The following is a 21843-nucleotide window of genomic DNA, read 5'->3' on the forward strand; positions in this document are numbered from 1 at the left end:
GCCGCGTCATCGCAGCCGGATGTCGGGCAACGCCGCCACGAAATCCGCCACCGTGATGCTCGCGTCCGCGTGCAGTCGGATGAGCGACGCGGGACACCCGGGCGCGACCGGTCCGTGCAACACGCGCCGGACGACCGCGCTCTGCCACGGGCGGTTGCAGTAGAGCCGCACGCGGCGCGACGCGAGGATTTCCTTCATGCCCACCGTCACCGCGCGGCGCGGGATGACCTCGATGCTGCCGCCGACGGTATTCGCGTTGATGGTGCGAGTCTCGCGCGAGAGCCCCAGCACGCGCGTGGGCAGCGCGGCGCATTGCTCAACGGTCGAAGTTTCGCCCGGCTCAGGCGGTTCATTGAATGCGATGTGCCCGTTGATGCCGATGCCGCCGAAAGTCGCGTCCACGCCGCCGCGCGCGTCAATGAGCCGCTGCACCGCGCCGCAGTCGCGCGGGTCGGGGCAGACGCGGTTCTCCGGCAGCGGCGCGAGTGCGGGATCGAGCAGATCGTAGAACGCGCGCTTCAAGTAGCCGCGGAAGCTCAGCGGATGCGACTCGTCGACCCACACATCGGAGTCGGTGAGGTATTCGTCCATCTGCACGAAAACCGTCTCGCGACAATCAATGCGCTCGTCGTTGATGGACCTGGCGAGCAGGGGCCAGTGGTCCACCGGGCCGACCGGCACGATGAGCGTCGCCGCGCGGCCTTGCGAGCGGGCTTCCAAAATCTCCGCCTTCATCGCATCGGCGAGGTCGCGCGCGATGGACGCCATGTCGCCGAGCACGCAAACCTTTACAGGCGCGCCGTGACCGAGCGATTCACGCGACACGCGCAAGTAGTCGGGCAGCGATTCCATCAGTGGTGAGGCGAAGCTGCCTGCTCACTCCTTCAACGCCAGCGACGAGGCGTCGCACATCGCGAAGCGCAACTCGTGCGCGCCGTCCGCGCGGGCGCACTCGTAGAACAGATGCGCCCGGTCGCCCACGGTCACGGCGCTGAGATAGCGCAGCGAACCGGACGCGTGCGGGCTGGTGAACGCGGGGCCACCCGGCGTGAGCGGTGTCCAGTGCAGCAGGTCTGTTGAAGCGGCGAGGCCCGTGCGCTCCTCGTAGTTCTCTGATTCGCTCGCGCTGCCATCGTAGAACGCAAGCCACCGTCCGCCGCTGGAAACGACGCTGTTGATGCGCTGGCAATAACTGTCCCAACCGGTCGCGCCGGGCTTCAGCACGACGCCGCGCCAGTCCCACCGCTCAAGGTCGCGCGACGTCGCGAGCGCGGTGGCGCTGACGCATTCGCCGGTGTTGAAGATGTCGAGCGTGGAGTGCGATCCGGCGTGGGTGCGCGCCGTGGGCACCGCGACGCTGAGGAACAGGTGGAACACGCCGTCCTTCTCGAAGAGCCACGGGTCCTTCACGCCCTCGAGGCCGAACGGCGACGCGGTGAACACCCGGCGCGACTTCGCGGGGTCGAGCGCGTCGAGCCGCGGTGCGCGCAACGCTTCGACGCACCAGCGGCCGTCCGCGGGATCGACGAAGCTCACGAAGTAACGCCACAAGCCGTCGGCGTCCTTGTGCAGGCAACAGCGTTCGATGGAGGCGGTGTTGAACCTGTCCTTCGTGACGGACCACACGTCGTGCCAATGCACGAGGTCGGTGGAGCGCGCGATGCGAGCCTCGCCGCCGCGGTCGGGTTGCACCCCGCGGGGTCGGCGCAGGCGATACGTGAGATACCAGGCGTTTTCATCCGGCGCGTAGCAGACGCCGGGCGCGCCGGCCCAGTAGCCGCGCCCGGCGCCGGGCGGTTCTCGCAGGACTCGGCCGGACGCGAGCCAGTCGGAAGTGAGGGAAGTCGCGGGCACGGCCGTCATTTCTGCCACGGGGCGAAACGCTCGTTGGCCCAGATGTCCCCGGTGCGTTGTCGCGCGCGGACGAGGGCGGCGTTGCGGCCGTTGACGAGCACTTCCGCCGCGAGCGGGCGCGTGTTGTAGTTCGAGCCCATCACGGAGCCGTAAGCGCCGGTGCTCAGCAGCGCGAGGTGGTCGCCCTCGGCGACGCGCTGGAGCGGCCGGTCCTTCGCGAAGTAATCCCCCGACTCGCAGATGGGCCCGACCACGTCGGAGGAGACGAGCGCCCCGCGCTTCTGCCGCACCGGGACGATCTCGTGGAACGAATCGTAAAACGCCGGGCGGATGAGGTCATTCATCGCGGCGTCCACAATGACGAAGGTCTTCCTGCCGGTGCGCTTCACGTATTCGACGCGGGTGACGAGCGCGCCGGCGTTGCCGACGATGAAGCGGCCGGGTTCGACGAGGATGCGCAGGCCGAGCGGCTTGAGCAGCGGGACGAGCCGCGCCGCGTAGGCCGCGGGCGTGAGTATGTTCTTCGCCGCGGCCGTCCCCCACCACGCGCCGGGACCGCTGGCGAGCGCCGGCTTGTAAATGATGCCGAGCCCGCCGCCGATGCTGAAGAACTCGAAACGATGCCGCGCGGCGAGCTTCTGCACGAGGGGCAGGACTTTCTTCACGGCCGCCTCGAACGGCGACACGCTCGTGAGCTGCGATCCGATGTGCATTTGGATGCCGCGCAACCGGAGATTCTTGAGCTTCGCGGCACGCGCGTAAACGCCCTCAACCTGCTCGAACGCGATGCCGAACTTGTTCTCGTAAGTGCCGGTGGTGATCTTGGCGTGCGTGCCCGCGTCCACGTCGGGGTTCACACGAACGGCAACAGGCGCGATCGTCTTGAGCCGCGCGGCGACGCGATTGATGCGCGAGAGCTCGGGCTCGGACTCGACATTCAAGGAATAAATGCCCTTGCGCAGCGCGAACTCGATCTCGGCCTCCGTCTTGCCGACGCCCGCGAACACGCACTTTCGCGGGTCGCCGCCCGCGGCGAGGACGCGGCGGAGTTCGCCGTCGCTGACCACATCGAACCCGCCGCCGAGGTCGGCGAGGGTGCGCATGACGGCGGCGTTGGAGTTGGCCTTCATCGCGTAGCAGACGAGGTGGTCGAGCGGCGCGAGGGCGCGGTCGAGCTTGCCGAAATGATCCTCGAGCGTGTGCTGCGAGTAGATGAAGAGCGGCGTGCCGAACTTCTGGGCGAGTGACTCGACGCTCACCCGCTCGCAGAACAACCGGCCGCCGACGCAATGAAAGTCATGCATGGCGCGGAGTTATGCCAAAGCGCTCCCTGCCGTTCAAAGGAATTGAGCTTGCGCCGCACCGACGCTTGACACCAACCGGGCGACGGCACATTGTTTTTTCACCCAGTTTGTTTCATGAGGCCGCCTGTGCCAGCAGCAAACCATCGCGCACGGCGTGTCTCCAGGCCTCAACAACGATGACGACCTCCTCCACAACTCCCGTGCATTCCTCCCGAACCCACCGCGGCGGGAAAGGCTTCACCCTGATCGAACTCCTCGTCGTCATTGCCATCATCGCGATCCTCGCCGGCTTGCTGCTTCCGGCGCTGGCGAAGGCGAAGGGGAAGGCCCAGCAATCCAAGTGTCTCAACAACTGCAAGCAGCTCACGACCGGCTTCCTGATGTATGTCGGCGATTTCGACGACGCTTTCCCGAGCGGCGCGTCCCAGAACGCCAACGGCGCGCAGCCCGAGGATTGGATTCACTGGCAAAACACGCCGATTCCGCCCAACGCGATCACGGGCACTCCACGGGACATTTCCAAGAGCCAGATCGCCCCCTACATCGGCGGCCTGACCATGGCTGCCCGGACCAATGTGAGCGTGCTTCGTTGCCCCGCTGACTTGGAATGGGACAAGCGGCCGAACCCTCAAGTGGCCACGCGCATGCCGTTCCGATACAGCTTCGCCCTCAACGCACGGATGGATTTCACAGCGGGCCAAGGGATGGCGACCGGCATCAATCTCAACCGCACCTCGATCGTCATCAACCGTTTGATCAATGTCACGAGGCCCGAAATCAAGTTCATGGTCGCCGAGGAGCGAGGTGGCCCGGAGGACGGCCGCGGCATCTATCCGTTGACTGGCCCGCAGTCCGAATGGATATCCGACGGGCGCTGGGTGGGGAGCAACGATCCCTTCACGGTGCGTCATGCGCTCAAGGCAAACACGGGCTTCGCGGACGGTCACTGCGATACGCTGAACTACACGAATGCCTTCAACGACACGTTCGCTGTCGCGCGGAATTGAAATCGGATCATTGCGCCATGGATACGAAAACCGGACTCCAAGTGCTTGCCGCCGTCTGCTTATTGGCATCGGCATGCAATCGGGAAACGCCGGCTCCAGCAGCGCCGGTCCAAATCAATCCTCCGCCGTCTGCCGCACCGCCTCCGCCGCAGCCCCCCGTCGCGCCGGCGGCGCAGCCAACCCCTTCGACAGAACCCGCGCCGGCGGTTTCGGGAAGTCGAATCGCGACCCCGGGCGAGATCGAAGCCTACAACAAGGCCCTGTTCGAGTATTGCCACCGGGTGAGCGACATCCCCAGCGATCTGGCGGACTTGAGGCAACGCCGGGCACTGCCCCCCCTGCCCACTCCACCTCCTGGCAAGCGGCTCGTTTACAAGCCCGATTTGAAGGCCATGGATTATCGGACCGCGAAGATTTATCTGGACTGACTGGCCGATCGCGCGACTCTCACTCGCGTGAGTCCTCGCGCATAGCGCGCCGCCCTGTTGGCAGATTCACGATGACATTGAATATGATCGCGACCACCACCCACGCCATCGGCCCCTCGCGCAAGCCGGAAGTCGGCTTTACGCTCATCGAACTACTTGTCGTCATCGCGATCATCGCGATTCTCGCCGGCATGCTCCTCCCTGCTCTGGCCAGCGCGAAAGCCAAAGGACACCAGACCAAGTGTCTCAGCAACATGAAGCAGCTCACCACGGGCATGATCATGTATTGCGGTGACTTCGATGAGGTTTTCCCGGCCTACGCCTCGCAGAATGCCCGCGGCAACGCGTGGGAGGACTGGATTTGGTATCAGAACGGCAGCCCGGCCGACCCCGGCGTCGGTCCAAACCAGAATACCACGGCCAATCCACCGCGCCCGCTCGAGAAGAGCCGCATCGCCGCCTTTATCGGCGGTTTACAGGCGGGCTCACGCACCAATGGGAACTTGATTCTCCGGTGTCCGACCGACCGCAGGTGGGCGACGCGCCCCCACTACAACGCCGCCCGTCCTCCCTATCGCTTCAGCTACTCCCTGAACGGATACAGCGCGAACGGCATGGGTTCCGACTTCCGCTACGACGCGGCGGGACAGTTATCCACCAGAGTGCCCGCGCGCCTGACCTCCGTGGTCCGGCCCGACGGCAAGTTCATGATGGTCGAGGAACGGACCGACTACGATCACGGCGTCACGGAGTTCCGCGTCCCGGTGACCCAGGTCATCGATGTCAACCAAAACGCGTCCACCGTCACCATCAACTACGCCGGCAATACAGGCGGACCGTGGATCGAAGACGGCGGGTGGACCTACGGAAACTACTTTGGAGTGTGCCACTCCAAGCTCAAGGCGAACATCGGATTCGCGGACGGGCACGCGGACCTGCTTTCCTACACCAACGCCTACAACCGGGCCGCTGCCGACCCGGCCTTCCCGTGAACCGATCCATGGCACACATTCAAAACCAGCCACGCGCCCGAGCCGTGGATTTTTCCCCATTCCGGGAGCGGACGCGCTTCAACGTCAGCGCGTTGTCGTGCGTGCTGCTGTCAGCGTGCCTCGGGCTGGTTGCCTGCACAAAGACTCCGCCGCCATCCACCAGTCCGCCCGTTGTGGCCAAGCCTGCACCGCCACCCGCGGCAGCGACTCCGGCTGCGCCAGTCACTCCCAGTGGTGCAGCGGCACCGTCCGTCCCCGCACCGGTTACGAGTCGGCCGGACGTTTCAGAAGCTCCGGCCTCCGGCGTCAACGAACTCAAATCTGGAGCGGATATCGACCCGAACGCGGGCGCGAACTTGAAAGGCGGAGAACTCGCCACGCCGGCGGTGTTGGCAGCCTATAACAGGCGGCTCGCGATGGTGAACCAGTCCATTTCCGACTACCCGCAATCGCTCGAACAACTCAACAAGTGGCCGATGATGCCGGCACTCCCCAAGGCCCCGCCGGGGCAGCGACTAGGCTACGATCCGAGGACGAAGAGGCTCTTCCTCGCGCCGTAAGGCCGCGGGAGCGCGTCAAGGTCGCCCGGGAGCCCCCATCAAAGTCATTGACACCGTCCGGCTGCTTCTTCAGCGTGTCCGCGCACTGACCGCCTGATAACCGCTTCCGACCAGTTCCCGAGCGGAAAAAATCCCCGGCAGGACACAGCTTCGGCTTGAACAATCACCGCGATTGGCCGTCCAATTCGCCGTTCACCACGCAAGCTCCGGCTGCTTTGCCCTGCCGTCGTTCTCATTGACTGTCATATTATGCCACGCGTAGCCAAACCGAAGAAACCCAAGTCCGGCGAAGGCCTGCCTCCTGAAGGCGACCCTTCCACGTCCGAAGCACCAGTCCCGACTGGCGCCGAGCCGATGTTCCCGCCCGTCGAACCGCCGGGGCCTTCCACCGAGGAAGCGCCCGCCCGGCCCGCGCGCCCGCAGCAGGCGAAGCACCGCCCGTCGCAACCCGAACCGGCCGCCGATTCGAATGGCGGCGCCAACAGCGACAAGACGCCCGACCCCACCGGACCGGCCCTTCACATCTCCGAACTTCAGGCCATGCCGGTGTCCGAGTTGAACAAGCGGGCCAAGGAGATGGGCATCGAGAACTTCGGCACGATGCGCAAGCAGGAGGTCATCTTCGCCATCCTCAAGAAGAATGCCGAGCGCTCCGGCGGACTCTTCGCGGAAGGCGTGCTCGAGATTCTGCCCGAGGGCTTCGGCTTCCTGCGCTCGCAGGCCTTCAACTACCTGCCGTGTCCCGAGGATATCTACGTCTCGCCGTCGCAAATCCGGCGGTTCGACTTGCAGACGGGCGACCTCATCGCCGGCCACATCCGCCCGCCGAAGGAGAAGGAGAAGTTTTTCGCATTGCTCAAGGTGGAGTCCGTCAACCACATCGACCCGGACATCGCGAAGGAGAAGACGCACTTCGACAACCTCACGCCGCTCTTTCCGAACAAGCGGTTCATCCTCGAGACGACCCCCGATGAACTCTCGACGCGCGTGCTCGACCTCGTCTGCCCCATCGGCAAGGGATCGCGCGGCGTCATCGTCGCCCCGCCGCGCACCGGCAAGACCGTGCTGCTGCAAAAACTCGCCAACGCGCTCATCAAGAACAACCCGGAGGCTTACCTCATCATCCTGCTCATCGACGAGCGCCCCGAGGAAGTCACCGACATGGAGCGCTCGTGCAAGCCCGCCGAGGTGATCGCCTCGACCTTCGACGAGCCCCCCGAGCGCCACGTGCAGGTCGCCGAGATGGTCATCGAAAAGGCCCGCCGCATGGTCGAGCACAAGAAGGACGTCGTCATCCTCCTCGACTCCATCACCCGCCTCGCCCGCGCCTACAACACCGTGCAGCCGCACTCGGGCAAGATCCTTTCCGGCGGCGTGGATGCCAACGCGCTGCACAAGCCCAAGCGGTTCTTCGGCGCGGCGCGCAACATCGAGGAAGGCGGCTCGCTCACCATCATGGCCACGGCGCTCATCGACACCGGCTCGCGGATGGACGAAGTGATTTTCGAAGAGTTCAAGGGCACCGGCAACATGGAGGTTCACCTCGACCGCCACCTCGTGGACCGGCGCATCTTCCCGTCGATCAACGTCGAACTCTCCGGCACTCGCAAGGAAGAGCTGCTCTACCACCCCCAGGAATACGCCAAGGTCGTCCTCCTCCGCCGCGCCCTCACCGGCGTGCCGCCCGTCGAGGCGATGGAACTGCTGCTCGGCAAGCTCAAGAAAACCAAGAGCAACATCGAGTTCCTGCTCGGGATGAACCTTGGATAGGAGCGCCCATCTTCCGATCGGCGCGGCCCACCGCACCGGATGAACTGCTTCGTTACCGGCGCCACGGGCTTCATCGGCGCAAACCTCGTCCACGAACTCCTCGCGCGCGGGCATCGCGTCCGCGCCCTCGCGCGCGCCACGAGCGACTTGCGCGGCTTGCGGGGCGCGGACTTCGAGCGCGTGGACGCGCCGCTCACCGACCGCGCCGCTCTCGCGAAAGCCATGCGCGGCTGCGACTGGTGCTTCCACGTCGCCGCGAGCTACCACCTCTGGCTGCCCGACTACGCGCCGATGTTCCACGCCAACGTCGACGGCACGCGCGCCGTTCTGTTGGCCGCGGGCGACGCGAATTGCGCGCGCATCGTTTACACCAGCACCGTCGGTTGCATCGGATTGCCGCGTGAAGTGGACGGCACCGTCACGCCGACCGACGAATCCACGCCCGTGGACGAGGCGCAAATGCGGAACCCCTACAAGCTCTCCAAGTGGCGAGCCGAAGTCGTCGCCCGTGGCCTCGCCTCCAAAGGCCTGCCCGTGGTCATCGTGAACCCGAGCGCGCCCGTCGGCCCGCGCGACGTCAAGCCCACGCCCACCGGCAAGGTCATCGTGGACTTTCTCAACCACGCGATGCCCGCGTATCTCGACACCGGGCTCAACTGGGTCCACGTGCGCGACGTCGCCACCGGCCACATCCTCGCTGCCGAACGCGGGCGCGTGGGAGAGCGATACATCCTCGGCAGCGCCGACGGCAACTGGACGATGAAGCAGGCGTTCGCCGCACTTGAGGAACTCACCGGTGTTCGCGCCCCGCGGATGCGGATACCTTACACAGTCGCCCTCGCCGCGGCGCACGTGGACGAGGTGGTTTCAACGTTCACCGGCAGGCCGCCCAAGGCCCCGCTCGCCGGTGTCCGCATGGCGCGCTACAAGATGTTCTTCAACCCCTCGAAGGCCGTTCGCGAACTCGGCCTGCCGCAGACACCGCCGCGCGATGCCCTCAAGGACGCGGTCGGGTGGTTTCGCGCGAACGGATACGCGAGCTGAGCCCCGCGCCGCGAAGGCTCAGCTCCGGATCTGCCCCGTGCCGATGCCGAGCCACTTGTAGGTCGTCAACTCCTCAAGTCCCATCGGTCCGCGCGCGCCGACCTTGTCGGTGCTGATGCCGATTTCCGCCCCCATCCCAAACTCGCCGCCATCGGTGAACCGCGTGCTCGCGTTCCAATACACCGCCGCCGAGTCCACCTCCGCCAGGAAGCGCCGGGCCGTCGCCTCGTTGCCCGTCACGATGCTGTCCGAGTGCGCCGAGCCGTAGTGCGCGATGTGCTCCATCGCCGCCTCCACGCCGTCCACCACGCGCACGTTCAGCACGAGGTCGTTGTATTCCGTGAACCAGTCTTGTTCGGTCGCGGCCCTGATGGCCGATGGCCGATGGCCGATGGCCGATCGACACACGTCCAGCGAATCAGCGTCAGCCCGCAACTCGACCTTCTTGTCCGCGAGCTTCGGAGCGATTTGCGACAGGAATCTCCCGGCGACCGGCCGGTCCACCAGCAACGTCTCCATCGCATTGCAGACCGCGGGGCGCTGGCACTTGGCGTTGAGCACGATCGCCCCGGCCATGTCGAGGTCGGCGTCGCGTTCCACAAACACGTGGCAGACGCCCTTGTAATGTTTGATGACCGGCACCCTGCTGCACTCCGCCACGGCGCGGATGAGCCCCTCGCCGCCGCGCGGCATGCAAAGGTCCACGTATTGCGTCAGCGAAAGCAGCGCGGGAATGGCGTCGCGCTCCGCGGTGGGCACGACCTGGATCGCGTGCGCGGGGAAGTTCCCGACCGCGCGCTGCGCCGCCTCGACCATGATGCCGCCGAGGGCCCGGTTGGAATTCAGCGACTCCCTGCCACCGCGGAGGATGGTGGCGTTGCCGGACTTGAGGCAAAGGCTCGCCGCGTCCGCGGTCACATTCGGGCGCGACTCGTAGATGATCACGACCACGCCGATGGGTGTGGAGATTTTCCGCAACCTCAGCCCGTTCGGCCGCACGCGCTCGTCGAGCACGCGCCCGACCGGGTCGGGAAGCGCGGCGACTTCGCGCAGTCCATTCGCCATCGCGCGGATGCGCTTCCCGTCGAGCCGCAAGCGGTCGAGCATGGCTTCCGGGAGTCCGGCACGCGCGCCGCCGTGCATGTCGAGCAAATTGGCGGCGAGAATGTCGGCCTGCTCGTTTTCCAGGCCATCCGCCATCGCCACGAGGCACTCGTTCTTCTCCGCCGTCGTGAGGCGCGCCAGTTCACGCGACGCGGCCTTCGCCTGCTTCGCGAGTTGCGTGACCTGTTCCACCAGCGACATCGGGGCGAAGCTACTCAAACTCCCGTGGCCGGGGAAGCGGTTTGCCGCGGGTCAAACCGGCTGAGGGCTCAATCGCCCGCCCTGCCTCGTCGCTCCGAAGCGCGGCGGCGCGCCTCGCGCATCGCGTCAAAGTTGGACGCGTCGGATGCGGGGGTCTCTGGCGGTTCGGAGGTCGCCGAAGTTCCCGCCGCTTGGGAAGCCGGCTTCGATGCTGGTCGCGGCGCGAGCGCGGGCGAAATCGGGGCGCGCTTGCGGCGCTTGAACGTCTCGAACACGGAAGACGGTCTCGACGCAGGCGTTTGCGCGGGTTCCTCTTCCTCCGCTTTCGCGGCGACCGGACGCCTTCTTCCGAGACGCGCGACGAGGCCGGTTCGCCGTTCGAGCACTTCGGCGAGGAAGACCAGCAGCGCGGCGAGCACCAGCCACAGCGCGAGGTCCACCAACCGCGGGCGAACGGGCAGTGTTTTCCAAATCGAGGGAAGCTCGACGCGCGCCTCGCCGCCGGTCGCGGCGGAGAGTCGCTCAAGCGTGACCTTGCCGCGGTCCGCGGGCGTCGGCGCAAACTCGGGCGAATACGCCAGGCACACCGGCGCCAGCGTGACCGGGTTCAGGCCGGGAATCTGCACGGTGTTGAGCACGGTCTCGCGCCCGCGGATGGGCACGACCGCTTCGAGCAGGTCGGCGGATTTCCATGCGAGCGGCAGTTGCATCCGCGCCGGGGGCTGGCCGGGGATGCCGTGAAGCGCGGTCACCTTCGGCGCGGCAGCGAACGGCTCGGACTTGCGCTCGGGGTCGAGGTGCAGTTGCACGTAGCAAACACCGTCGCGGACTTCCTGAGTGAGCAGCATGTTGTCGGGGAGTTGCGGTTGCTCGCCGGCGGTCCAGCGGATTTGCGTCGCGTAGAAGTCACCGACGGTTCCCCATTGCGCGAGCGGTCCGGCGAATGGTCCGTCCGCCTCGCCGGTGAAGGCGAGCACGCGGCCGCTGCCGGCCTGCCACGCGGCGATGACGGGCGCGGCGTATTCGTCCTCGCTGAGGATCGCGAGGTTGGCCTCGGGCCGGATGTAGCAAAGGTTGTAGCCGCCGACCGCGGGCACCTTCCAGTCGCCGAGCCCGCCGAGCGAGCCGAAGCCCGCCGTGGTCTTCACGGGCGTCTCCTGCTCGACGAACGTGCTGCGCGCGACGGTGAACGTGTCCTGCGCGAAGATGCGCGGAATCTCCGTGGGCTGGTCGGTGAAGTAGATGTTCCCCTCGCCGAGCCGGGCGATGTCGATGAGCAACTGCGCGTCCACGTCCTGCTCCGTGCCGAGGCCGATGACGCTGACGGTGATGCCGGCCTCGCGGCATTTGGCGAGGAGTTCCTGGTAGCGTCCTGGTTCCTCGGAGTCCGCGGCATCGGCGAAGAGGATGATGTGCCGCGTCTCGGACCTGGCCTTGAGGATCATCTGCGACGCGCCGACGAGCGCCTCGTAGATGAAGATGCCGCCGCCCTGCGAATCAATCGAGAGGATCTTCCCGCGATCGGATTTCACGCGGTCGGCCGTGGCGATGTCCACGATGATGTGTGGCGAGGAATCCACGGCGAGGACACCGAGTTCGTCGCCCGGCCCAAGCATGTCGAGCACCTGGACCGTGCCGATGTTGGCGAGGTCGATCTTCCGCTTGCCGTTGCCGACGGGCGCCTGCATCGAGCCGGAGCGGTCGAGCGCGACGACGATGGCGAGCGAGAGCTTGCGATGCTCGCGGCGCATTTCCATCGAGACAGGCAGGATGCGCTCGAACGGCGAGCCGAAGTAACCGCCGGGCGCGTAGCTCTTCTTGCCGCCGGTCATCATCAACCCGCTGCCGGTCGTCTCGACCCACGCGGCGATGGTCTCCATGCCCGCGCCGCCGAGGTGGCCGGCCATCACGTTCTCGACGAGGACGGCGGAGTATCTCGAAAGCTCCTCGAGCGACCAGCGGCACTCGGACGGGCGTTTGGCCGCGAGGTCCACGCCGCCCGCGCGCAGCAACTTCACGAGGCCGGAATTCTCGCCGTTGTTCGACACGGCGAGAATCGAGCGCGGGCCCTTCACGCCGACGAGCGCGCGGGCGGTGTTGTTCTCCGGCACCGGGTCGGCGGCCGCGGCTTTCACGTTCAACTGATATGGCGTCGTGCCCGGCTGGGTCGCCCGGTCGCGGAAGAGCAGGCGCGAAAGCCCCGCGGGCACGGCGCGCCGGCCCGATGCGATGACCGTCGCGCCGCGGTTGAGCTGGAATTCCACCTCCTGCTCGATCGAGGACTGCACCCAGGCCGTCATCAGATAACCCTGGCCGGGCAGCACCGAGTCGGGCGTCTGGAAGCCCGCGATCGCGAGGTCGTTCACGCCCGGTCGCGCGAGGTGGCGATGATCCACGGCGATGCCGCGCCCGGTCGCGCGCGCCGTCGCCGCGCCGGGATCGCGACCGGTCCATTTGCCGTCGGAGAGCACGAGCACGCGGCCGCCCGCGTCCGGCGGGATGAGCGCGAGCGCAGTCTCGAGCGCGTCGCCGAGGTTCGACGCCTCGGGGCCGGCTTGCGCGTTGAAGCCCGCAAATTCCCCGCGCTGCGGAGGCCGCTCGACGACGGCGGACTGGCCGAACGAAACGACCGCGAGCTGGTCGCGCGGGCCCATCGCCTTCTGGATGAGGTCCACGGCTTCTTTCTCGGCCGCGAGCGCATCCGGCGGCATGGACTCGCTGCGGTCGGCCACGATCACGACCGTGCCGGAACGATCGGGCAGCTTGATCGCGGGCTGGCAAAGCGCGAGCACGACCAGCGCAAGCGCGGCCATGCGCAGCGCGCGCAGGAGCCGCGTTGGCAACGGCCACATGGCCAGCAGCACCCCGAGCGGGATGAGCAGCACCAGCCAGATGGGTTGGGCGAGGATCAGCACTGCAAGATTTCCGAGTTCAAGGTTTCAAGTTTCAGGTTGGCTGCGGTCACACGCGGCCTTTGCTTTGGGTCACGAGAACGAGGTGCGCGGCGAGCACGACGAGGGTGCCGAGCAGGAAGAGCCACACGACGGTGCTGTATTCGAGGCGCATGTCGCCGGGCCGCTCCCACTGCCCGAGGCGCGGCGCGGCGGCGCGACCGAGGTCGGATTCCTCGGGCGAGAGAAAGTTCACCGCGAACTGGTTCGTCGCGCCGCCCGCGACGACCGCATGCAAGCCGGTGGTCTCGGGCTCGACCAGCAGGTTCGCGCCGGGTTGCGCCACTTCCTTCGCCGAGCCGTCCGCGCGCAGCAGTTTCACCGGTCCGCCCGGCGAGCGGAACGGCACGTCGCTGCCGAGGCGGAAGTTGTGCTCCGTGAGGCCCGGGGTTTCGCGCGACCGCCACGCGAGCAGGTTGTGGAACAACACGGGCCAGTTCGGCGTGTTGATCAGCGTGGACTGTGCGGGCGAGTGGAACAGCGCGACCTGCTGCCGGCCGAGCGCGTCCGTTTGCGCGAGCAACAGCGGCGTGTTGCCGGCGGTGATGACGGGCAGCGCGCCGGGCGGGTTCGTGGCGGATTCGGCGGACCACAGCACGCCCTCGAGTTCGAGGCCGCGCGTGAGCGGGTGACCCGCATCGAGCACGAACGGCCCGGTGAACGCGGTGACATTCGTGCCGGCGACGAAGCGCAGTCCCCACACGTTCGTGCCCGCGGGCGCGGCGCGGCCGGTGTGGATGACGAGTTCGGGCTGCGCCGTCACCGTGGAGCGGAGCCCGGTGGCGTCAAGCGTCCGCTGGATGAGCGCGCGGAGCGGTTCCTCCTCGATCGAAACCTGCACGCGCACGCGCTTGCGCGGCGGCGGAAGCAGCACCACGCGGTTGTCGGCGGCGAGCGAGTCCGCGGGCAGCACCGCCTCGATGGGCCCGGTCGCCGCGGGAAGCTGGAGGATGACGCGCTGGCGGCCGTTGGGCTCGAAGTTCAGCTCGGAGCGGTGCAGCAGGTTGGAGCCGGACATCACGCGCAATTCCGCGGCGGACGGCGATTTCGAATAGCTGCCGACTTCGAGCAGGCAGCGGTCGTTGTCGCCGTGCGCGGTGCGGGTCGCGTTGATGAACGCGAGGTTCGGCTCCGGCGCGCCGAAGCCCCACCATTGGAGGCGTCCGCCGGAAAACTCCGTCTGCGGCGGCGCGTGATCGGTCAGCACAAGCAAGTCGGCCTGCGGCCCGCCGAGGTCGGAGGCGAGCCCGATGGCGGCGTCGAGCGAGGCCGTGGGCGCCTGGCAGCGCCATTGCGCGAGGAGCGCCGGGAGTTCGCGCGGGTTGGTGACGGGCGCGCCGAGCACGCGGGGTTTCGGGCCGGCCAGCACGAGGCGGATCGAAAGGAACTTGCGCCCCTTGAGGAGCGAGTTGACGGCGGCGACGGCGCGGGCGCGCGCGGTGTCGTTGCCGCGGCCTGCGAGCATCGAGAGCGAGTCGTCGAGCACGATCACGAGCGGCCGCGTGGTTTGCGGCAGCTGCCAGCGCGGGCCGGTCGCGGCGCACACCAGCAGCGTGAGCGCGAGCAATTCGAGGAAGAACACAAGCGGGAGTTGCAGCCGCTGGACTTTTGCGCCGCCTTCGCGCGATTGCATCTGAAACTGCCAGAGCAGGAGCGACGACACCTGGCGCCGGCGGAACTTGTTCCGCAGGATGTAAATCGCCGCCAGCGTTGGCAGCGCCGCGGCGGCGAGGAGCGCGAGCGGATAAGTCAGGAGGGGCAGCATCGGGAAGGGCGGAGGGCGAGCAGCCGGAGCGCCGCGCGGTTGCGGCTGCATGTGACATGAGGCGCCGGGCCGCTTCGGCGTGGCGGCAATTCCGTGGTTCGCATTCCGAAGTCCACTTTCATGCGGGCAGGAGCACACCGGCTTGCTCGAGGGCCGCGAGGGCGCCTTCGAAATCGTCGTCGGCCACGGGCACGAGGCGCGCGCCGCACTGGCGGCAGGCGTCGTGCCACGCCTCCTGGTGGCGCGCGAGGTTGTCGCGGTATTCGCCCGCGACCGCGGCGTCCACGAAGAGGTCGAGGCCCTCGCCCGTCTCGCTGTCCACAAGGTGGATGTTGCCGTGTTCGGGAGGTTCCGAGTCGGCGCGCGCGAGCAACTGGATGACGAACACTTCGGCCGCCGAGTCCGCGAGCCGGCGCAACACCGACAACGGGTTTCCCGGCCAGAGCAGGTCGCTCACGAGCACGCGGATGCCGAGCCGGCGAAGCCGGGGCGGCAGGATGGCGAACGATTCCTCGATGTTGCGCCTGCTCTCGAAGGCGAAGCCATCCCACGCCGACGGGCGCAGCGCGTCGTTGGCCACGCGCTGGAAGCCGTCGCCCGCGAGCCACGCGGCGTGCGTGCATTGCGCGTTTTCGGCGGCCATCGCGAGCGCGGCGGCGAGGCGCAGGAGCGCGGTGGATTTTTCCGAGCCGTCGAGCCGCATGGAGCGCGAGCCGTCGAGCACGAGGTCGAGGTGCGGGTTCACCTCCTCGCGGAAGAGCTTGATCGTGAGCCGGTCGCTCCGGGCGAAGACGTTCCAGTCGATGCTGCGCAAGTCGTCGCCGGGCTGATACTCCCGGTAGTCCTGGAAATCGATCGAAGTGCCGGCGCGGCGGCCGATGCGGCTGCCGGATTGTCCGGCGAGCGCGCTTTGCGGCAGGGCGAGCGCGTAGCGCAGGCCGAGGGCTTCGCCGGCTTGGAGATGGTCACGGGCCGCGGTTTCCATGGGTCGGGTGCGCTTACTTCACCGGCAGGGGCGGCGGCGCGGGGTTCTCCGGGCGGACGTAGGTTTTGAAAGCGCGGACTTGCTTGAGAAACCACGGCACGTTGACGGCCGCCATCAGCAGGGCGAAGCACAGGCTGAACGCGAGGTGGTGGCTGAGGTGGGCGGTGTCCTTGAGCGCGAACACATTGAACACGCTGCCGAGTTGCCGCTGTTGGAGTGTGTCCCACGTGAGCTTGTTCATGAAGAACAGCGCGAGGTTGGGCAGCACCGCCCACAGCGCGGGCACCAGCATCGCGAGCAGGCCCGCCATCATCGGACCGCGTTGAGGGAAGAAGCGCCGGTGCAGGAACAGCCCCGCGAGGCAGTAAGCCAGCGTGTAGGCAAACACCGCGGTGGAGCTCTGGAGAAAGTCGAGCGGCATGACCACGGTCGCGGGCGTGATTGACCGGTCGTTGAACCACTCGCTCAGCAGCCACATGAACCCGAGCGTCACCGCGCCGAGCAGCGTCGCCCATGCCAGGCCGCCCGCGGAACCGTTGTAGAAGAAAAACGCGATCCAGCGCCGCGCCGGGTGGGTGGGAATCGCCCGCGCCACGCGCACGCTGCGTTCATCGCCTTCCGAGACGCCGAGCAGGAGCATCAGCACCACGAACACCATCGTGATGGCCATCCACGCCTCGATGGGATCGATCCAGCCCTTCACGATGAACCACCCGAGCGCGGTCGCGCCGCCGATGAACCACGAGGCGGTGATGTAAACGCGGACGGGCATCGTGCGGTTGGAGGACGCCGGCGAGATCATCGCGATGGAAGCCACGTGCAGCAGGCCGAACGTAAGCCCGCCGAGCAGCACGGCCGTCAGCGCGTCGCCCCAAAACGACCACGACCCAAGCCGGCTGCCCACGCCGCTTTGAAGCATGAAGAACGACATGCCCGTGAGCCCGACGACGCAACTGATCCCGAATCCGATCACCGGCAGCGCGATGAGAATCTTGAATCCCCTCGTCGCGGGCAGGCACGCCAGGAAGATGGCCGCTTGAATGGCGAGCACGTCCGCAAGGAACACGGCCGAGAGCGCGATGAAAATGGTGGGCAGGTCCACGCCGCGCAGAAGGTTCGTAAACACGAGGAAGGGCATGCACACGCTGAAGAACAGCACCGTCAGGTAAATGCCGCACATCAGCTTGCCGCGGATGATCCGCGCGGGGCTGAGCGTGGTGATGTAGAGCAGGTCCACGTTGTGCTCGGACCGCTCCGCCGCGAGCCGCACCGCGACATAAAGCGGGATGAACAGCAGGCTCATGAACGTGAGGATCGGCAGGAACACCTGCACGATGTCGCGCCCGAGCGCCTGCCGGCCCCCGCTCACACCTGCGAGCGAGCCACCCGCCATGACGCTGTAGCCGACGAGCATTCCGAGCATCGTGAAGAACAGCACCGCGAGGAACAGCAGCAGCATGCCGGTCACGGCCCAGCTCCGGACAGCTTGCCGGAGTTCTTTCACGACGACGGGGTTGAGTTCCCACGCGCGCAGTCTGGCGAGTGCGGCCATCCTCACTGAACGCCTCCCTTCGTCACATTCATGAAAATGTCCTCCAGGTTCGCCTTGGTCTGCCGGAACTCGGCGACTTTGAACCCCTTCGCCACGAGACCGCCGAGCAGTTCGCTCGAACGCGCCTCCTCGCCCTCGAGCTCGAAGTAAACCTCGCCGTTCACCTCGCGCGCGCCGACGACGTTCGGCGTCTGCAACAGTTCCTTCAACAGGTCGTGCTGCCGGTCGAGCACGCGGACGCACAGCGCGCGGTGCGGCGTGCTCTTCTTGAGCACGTCGTCAATCGTGCCGGTCTCGAGGATCTTGCCGCGCTCGATGATGACCACGCCGTTGCAGATCTCGGTGAGCTCCGTGAGGATGTGCGAGCTGATGAGGATGGCCTTCTTCTGCTGCGCGAGCAGGATGAGCAACTCGCGCAGTTCCACGCGCGCGCGCGGGTCGAGTCCCGCCGCGGGCTCATCGAGGATGAGCACGTCCGGATTCGGGATGAGCGCGCGGCCAAGCGTGACGCGCTGCTTCATGCCCTTGGACAGCGCCTTGATCTGCTTGTCGAGGATGGTCGTGACGCCGGTGAATTCCTCGACGGCGCGGACCGCGTCGCCGCGCGCGCTGCCGCGAAGCCCGTAGGCGCGCGCGAAGAAGTCGAGATACTCGTGCACCGTCACGTCGGCGTGCGCGGGGAGCGAGTCGGGCACGTAGCCGACGGTGCGGCGCGCGTATTCGGGTTCCTCGCGCACGGAGACGCCGTTGATGAGCACGTCGCCGCTGGTGGGTTCCTCGAGCGTGGCGATGACGCGCATCGTGGTGGTCTTGCCCGCGCCGTTGGGACCGACGAAGCCGAAGACGTGGCCGGAATCGAACGAAAAGGAAATCGTGTCCACCGCGACCGTGCGGGCGAAGCGCTTGTGGAGGGCCTGGACCTGGACTTTCACTTTACATCCTCCGGTGAGAGCACGCCGTAGACGAGCGACCTGGTCCGCACGGCAGTTTTCCCACCGAGCGCGTTCTCGAGAAACGGCGCGTCGGCCAGGATCGCGATGTAAGTGTTGGGCCGCAGACACGAGGGCGAGTCGGAAACCATCGGGGGCCGGGTGGCATCCCACGTCGCAGACTTGAAGAACTCGTGCAGCCCGGTGGCCGGCGCGGTGACGCGGTGGTTCAAGTCCGGCGGTTCGAGCGCCACTTTCTGGCCGGCGACGATGTTCTGCGCCTTGCGGATGACGCCGTTCGTGTCGGCGAACCACAGCGTCTCGATGTTCGCGCCGAGTCCGTTGACGACGGCGAGGTTGCCCCCGGTGCGCTCGAGTTGCACACGTTCGCGGCGGGTCTCGGACTTGCGCAATTGGAAGTGCGCGGGCACGCGCGCCGTCACCCAGCCGCGGCGGAAGTGCTGCACCTGCGTGAGTTCCACCTCGACCGGTGAGCCGTCCTGCCGCGGGCCGTAGCCACGCAATTCCCCGGCGAAACCCACGGGCGTGGCCTCGGTGTCGTAGCTGAAGCGCAGCCCGTCGCCCGGCGTGAGCGGCGCGTAGAAGGCGGTCGCGCCGAGCGTCGTCGCGCGGTGCGAGTGCTGGTCGAGCAGCGTCACGCCCTCGATGCGCGCGTGCGGTGTGATGCCCTCGCTGAGCAGCGACCAGCCGAAAACCAGCAGGCACGTCACGGCCGAGATGGCCGGGATGGTCCACAGCGCCCAGATGCGGCGGTTGGTGCGCGCGAGCACGAACAGATTCAGCGGCCCGACCACGAGGATGAAGAGCAGCATGATTGCCACGAGACCGCGCACGGGAATCTGCAGGTCGGCGATGACGGGGAAAGCCGCGTTGGCCGCGTTCATGTCTGCGGTTTGCGGCCACGCGCTGCCGGAACTCCGGCCGAGGTCGCGCAGGAAGCGGACCTGCAGCGGGCTGAGTGACGCGGTGGCGGCGCTTGCGAACAGCACGCACTGTCCGAAACCGACATGAAACAGCCGCGTGCCGGACCTCGCATCGCTGGAGCCCGGGTGTGGATGGGACACGTTCGCATTCCACGGCGCGGGAATCGGAATGTCGCCGAAGACGACGAGGCTGCCGCCGGCATTGACCCAGTTCCACAATGCGGCCTGCGTGCCGGGCGGCATGGCCATGAAGTCGGCGCGCATCACGAGGATCGCCTCGAACGGCGTGAACGCGAGCCAGTGGTCGCGCCACGCGTTGGCCTCCATCTCGGCGCGCAGCACGGTGGGGGAAAGCTCGGCCGGCGACGCCGAGCGGCCGCCGCCGTAGCGGACGTTGTAGGTGCTGCTCGCGCGCGCGCCGGTGGCAAACACACCTGCCCGGCCGTCGTGCAGTTCGACGGCGTCGAGCGTCAAGCTCATGGGCGAGATTCCCGGCGTGAATTCCACGCGCACCGTGGCGATGGCGTTCGTGTTGGTGAACGGCCCGAATTCCCACGCGGGATAGCCGCCGTAGGTCATGTTCATGACCGGCGGCATGTTCGTTCCCGTGAATCGCGCGAGCTCGGCCTTCGAGGCGTCGAGCAGGACCATCGTCGCCACGTTGGGCGGCTGGCTGCGCGTGTAAAGCCGGACTCGCGTCGCCGCGCGCGCGGGCGAGAAATCCGCCTCGAACCACTCCGCGCCGGTGCCGCCACTCAATTCCGGAGACCACGCGTTCGGAGCCATGCCGGCGCCCCGGCCTGCGTTCGGATGGCCGGTGGCCATGTGCGCGGAGTAGGGGCCGGTCCTCAAAGGCGCCGAGGTCGCGCTCTCGCCCTTGAGCAGTTTGTCGAGGTCGTCGCTGTTGAGGCTGCGGCTCACGAGAAACGTCCCCGCGTGAACGCCGCCGGAACCGGCGAATCCCGCGCGGTGGCGGAGGCCCGCGGGCAGCGTCACCGTGCCGCGGCGCCGGCCATCCACAGAAACTGTCATGAGGTTGTTCCCGTAAATCGGCACGGGCGGCTGCCACAGCGAGATGGTGAGCGCGGAGTTCGGGCCGACGGTCACCGACCGGCTCAACCGCTGGAGGCGCGTGCCGTAGTTGTGCGACTGGTTCGGCATCTCGATGCCGACTGTGCGCGAGCGGTCGGGGGAATGATTCTCCACGAGCACGCGGTGCTCGACGTAGCCGTGGTGCGTGTCGCCCTGGAAAAAAACCTGCGGCTGGATGGAGATGTCATCGAACCGGTCCGCGGCGAAAACCGGGGAACCGACGGCAACGACGGCAACGAGGAGCGCGAACAGGCTGCGCGGTCTTCGATTCCGCCCGCCGCCCTTCACATTTCGCATGGTCGGGTCGCCGTTCATCACGCCGCGGTTTCGAGCTTCACGTCGGCGGGGAGTTTCAGGCCCGTCTCGTCGAGTTTGCCGACGAGGTCGTTCACGACGGCCGTGGTGTCCACGCGGTCGAAGCGCGCCTGGTAGTTCAGGATGATGCGGTGGTTCATCACGGGCTGCGCGACGGCTTTCACGTCCTCGAAGCCCACGGTCGGTCGCCCCGCGATGAGCGCGTGCGCCCGCGCGGCCTCCGCGATGGCGATGGCGGCGCGCGGCGAGGCGCCGTAGGTGACGTAGCGGTTCACAAGCTCGGTCGCCTCAGCGGCGTCGCGATGCGTGGCGGCAACCACGCGCGAGATGTATTGCGCGACGGGCTTGGGCAGGAAGATGCGGTCCATCGTGCGGAAGAGGTTTTCGAGCTGGTCGCGCTCGAGCTGCCACGTCGGCTCGGGCAGTTCGCCGCGGCGCCGGTCGGCGATGATCTGGTGCAGCACGCCGGCGTCCACGTTGTTGACGAGCAGACGGAAGAGGAAGCGGTCGAGCTGCGCCTCGGGCAGCGGATAGGTGCCTTCGAGCTCGATGGGGTTCTGGCTCGCGAGCACGAAGAACGGCCGCGGCAGCTTGCGCGTGGTGCCGAGGAGCGTCACGGTCGCCTCCTGCATCGTCTCAAGCAGGGCGGATTGCGTCTTGGGCGAGGCGCGGTTGATCTCGTCGGCGAGGAGGATGTTGGTGAAGACGGGTCCCGGCTGGAAGACCATCTCGCGGTGGCCGGGCGAGGTTTCCTGGAGGATGTGGGTGCCGAGGATGTCGCCGGGCATGAGGTCGGGCGTGAATTGAACGCGCCGGAAATCGAGCTTCATGATGCGGCCGATGGTGCGGACGAGCGCGGTCTTGCCGAGGCCGGGCAGACCTTCGAGCAGCACGTGGCCCTGGCTGAGCACGCCGATGAGCACGAGGCGGTGCAGTTCCGCGCGGCCGAGCAGGATGGAATCCATCTGCGCGAGGATGCGCGCGCTCAACTCGGCGGCGGGCTGGAGTTCGTCGGGTTTGAGGACGGCGGCGGTGGTCATGCGGGT

Annotated in this window: 14 protein-coding genes and 2 pseudogenes; 5 read left to right on the forward strand and 11 right to left on the reverse strand. The window is 67.3% G+C overall.

Annotation, left to right across the window (positions count from 1 at the left end; translation table 11 throughout):
* Positions 1-6: 6 nt before the first annotated feature.
* The 3 genes from FJ386_00905 to lysA are packed head-to-tail and all read right to left on the reverse strand — an operon-like array spanning position 7 to position 3158.
* A complete protein-coding gene (locus tag FJ386_00905) occupies positions 7-852 on the reverse strand; it encodes a glucosamine-6-phosphate isomerase (protein ID MBM3875268.1) in 846 nt (281 codons plus the stop codon).
* 24 nt (positions 853-876) lie between these two features.
* Positions 877-1854: a hypothetical protein gene (locus FJ386_00910; protein MBM3875269.1), complete on the reverse strand. Its 978-nt coding sequence runs from the start codon at positions 1852-1854 to the stop codon at positions 877-879.
* Positions 1855-1859: 5 nt separating this feature from the next.
* Entirely contained in the window at positions 1860-3158 is a 1299-nt protein-coding gene (gene lysA, locus FJ386_00915) for a diaminopimelate decarboxylase (protein ID MBM3875270.1), read from the reverse strand.
* Between the two features lie 176 nt (positions 3159-3334).
* Here lysA and FJ386_00920 point away from each other — a divergent pair.
* The 5 genes and pseudogenes from FJ386_00920 (at position 3335) to FJ386_00940 (ending at position 8959) form a co-directional block, all read left to right on the forward strand.
* Positions 3335-3526 (forward strand): annotated as a pseudogene (locus tag FJ386_00920) (type II secretion system protein).
* Between the two features lie 1150 nt (positions 3527-4676).
* Positions 4677-4859 (forward strand): annotated as a pseudogene (locus FJ386_00925) (type II secretion system protein).
* A gap of 1082 nt (positions 4860-5941) precedes the next feature.
* Positions 5942-6145 carry a hypothetical protein gene (locus tag FJ386_00930; GenBank protein ID MBM3875271.1) on the forward strand — a complete coding sequence of 68 codons (204 nt, stop codon included), beginning with the start codon at positions 5942-5944 and terminating at the stop codon, positions 6143-6145.
* Between the two features lie 354 nt (positions 6146-6499).
* Positions 6500-7915, forward strand: coding sequence for a transcription termination factor Rho (rho, locus tag FJ386_00935; protein ID MBM3875272.1), 1416 nt, complete (start codon positions 6500-6502; stop codon positions 7913-7915).
* A 39-nt stretch (positions 7916-7954) separates the two neighbouring features.
* The gene (locus FJ386_00940) at positions 7955-8959 is read left to right on the forward strand and encodes an NAD-dependent epimerase/dehydratase family protein (protein MBM3875273.1); all 1005 of its coding nucleotides are present in this window, start codon (positions 7955-7957) and stop codon (positions 8957-8959) included.
* Positions 8960-8977: 18 nt separating this feature from the next.
* On the opposite strand, the gene FJ386_00945 is transcribed toward FJ386_00940, so the two are convergent.
* The 8 genes from FJ386_00945 to FJ386_00980 all read right to left on the reverse strand — a co-directional run bounded on the left by FJ386_00945 (position 8978) and on the right by FJ386_00980 (position 21786).
* Entirely contained in the window at positions 8978-10264 is a 1287-nt protein-coding gene (locus FJ386_00945; protein MBM3875274.1) for a glutamate-5-semialdehyde dehydrogenase, read from the reverse strand.
* Between the two features lie 68 nt (positions 10265-10332).
* Positions 10333-13179 carry a VWA domain-containing protein gene (locus tag FJ386_00950; protein MBM3875275.1) on the reverse strand — a complete coding sequence of 949 codons (2847 nt, stop codon included), beginning with the start codon at positions 13177-13179 and terminating at the stop codon, positions 10333-10335.
* Between the two features lie 46 nt (positions 13180-13225).
* Positions 13226-15031 (reverse strand): VWA domain-containing protein, encoded by a 1806-nt coding sequence (locus FJ386_00955; GenBank protein ID MBM3875276.1) that lies wholly within the window; start codon positions 15029-15031, stop codon positions 13226-13228.
* A gap of 67 nt (positions 15032-15098) precedes the next feature.
* Positions 15099-15965 carry a DUF58 domain-containing protein gene (locus FJ386_00960; protein ID MBM3875277.1) on the reverse strand — a complete coding sequence of 289 codons (867 nt, stop codon included), beginning with the start codon at positions 15963-15965 and terminating at the stop codon, positions 15099-15101.
* A gap of 13 nt (positions 15966-15978) precedes the next feature.
* Positions 15979-17517 carry an ABC transporter permease gene (locus FJ386_00965; protein ID MBM3875278.1) on the reverse strand — a complete coding sequence of 513 codons (1539 nt, stop codon included), beginning with the start codon at positions 17515-17517 and terminating at the stop codon, positions 15979-15981.
* Between the two features lie 2 nt (positions 17518-17519).
* On the reverse strand, positions 17520-18449 hold the full coding sequence (locus FJ386_00970; GenBank protein ID MBM3875279.1) for an ABC transporter ATP-binding protein: 930 nt from the start codon (positions 18447-18449) through the stop codon (positions 17520-17522).
* Complete coding sequence (locus FJ386_00975; GenBank protein ID MBM3875280.1) at positions 18446-20797, reverse strand: hypothetical protein; 2352 nt, start codon at positions 20795-20797, stop codon at positions 18446-18448. Before FJ386_00975 ends, FJ386_00970 begins: the two co-directional genes overlap by 4 nt.
* The gene (locus tag FJ386_00980) at positions 20797-21786 is read right to left on the reverse strand and encodes an AAA family ATPase (GenBank protein MBM3875281.1); all 990 of its coding nucleotides are present in this window, start codon (positions 21784-21786) and stop codon (positions 20797-20799) included. The genes FJ386_00975 and FJ386_00980 overlap by 1 nt, the downstream gene beginning before the upstream one ends.
* Positions 21787-21843 lie beyond the last annotated feature (57 nt).

It is taken from the genome of Verrucomicrobiota bacterium, assembly GCA_016871675.1.
In the GTDB taxonomy this organism is placed as follows: domain Bacteria; phylum Verrucomicrobiota; class Verrucomicrobiia; order Limisphaerales; family VHCN01; genus VHCN01.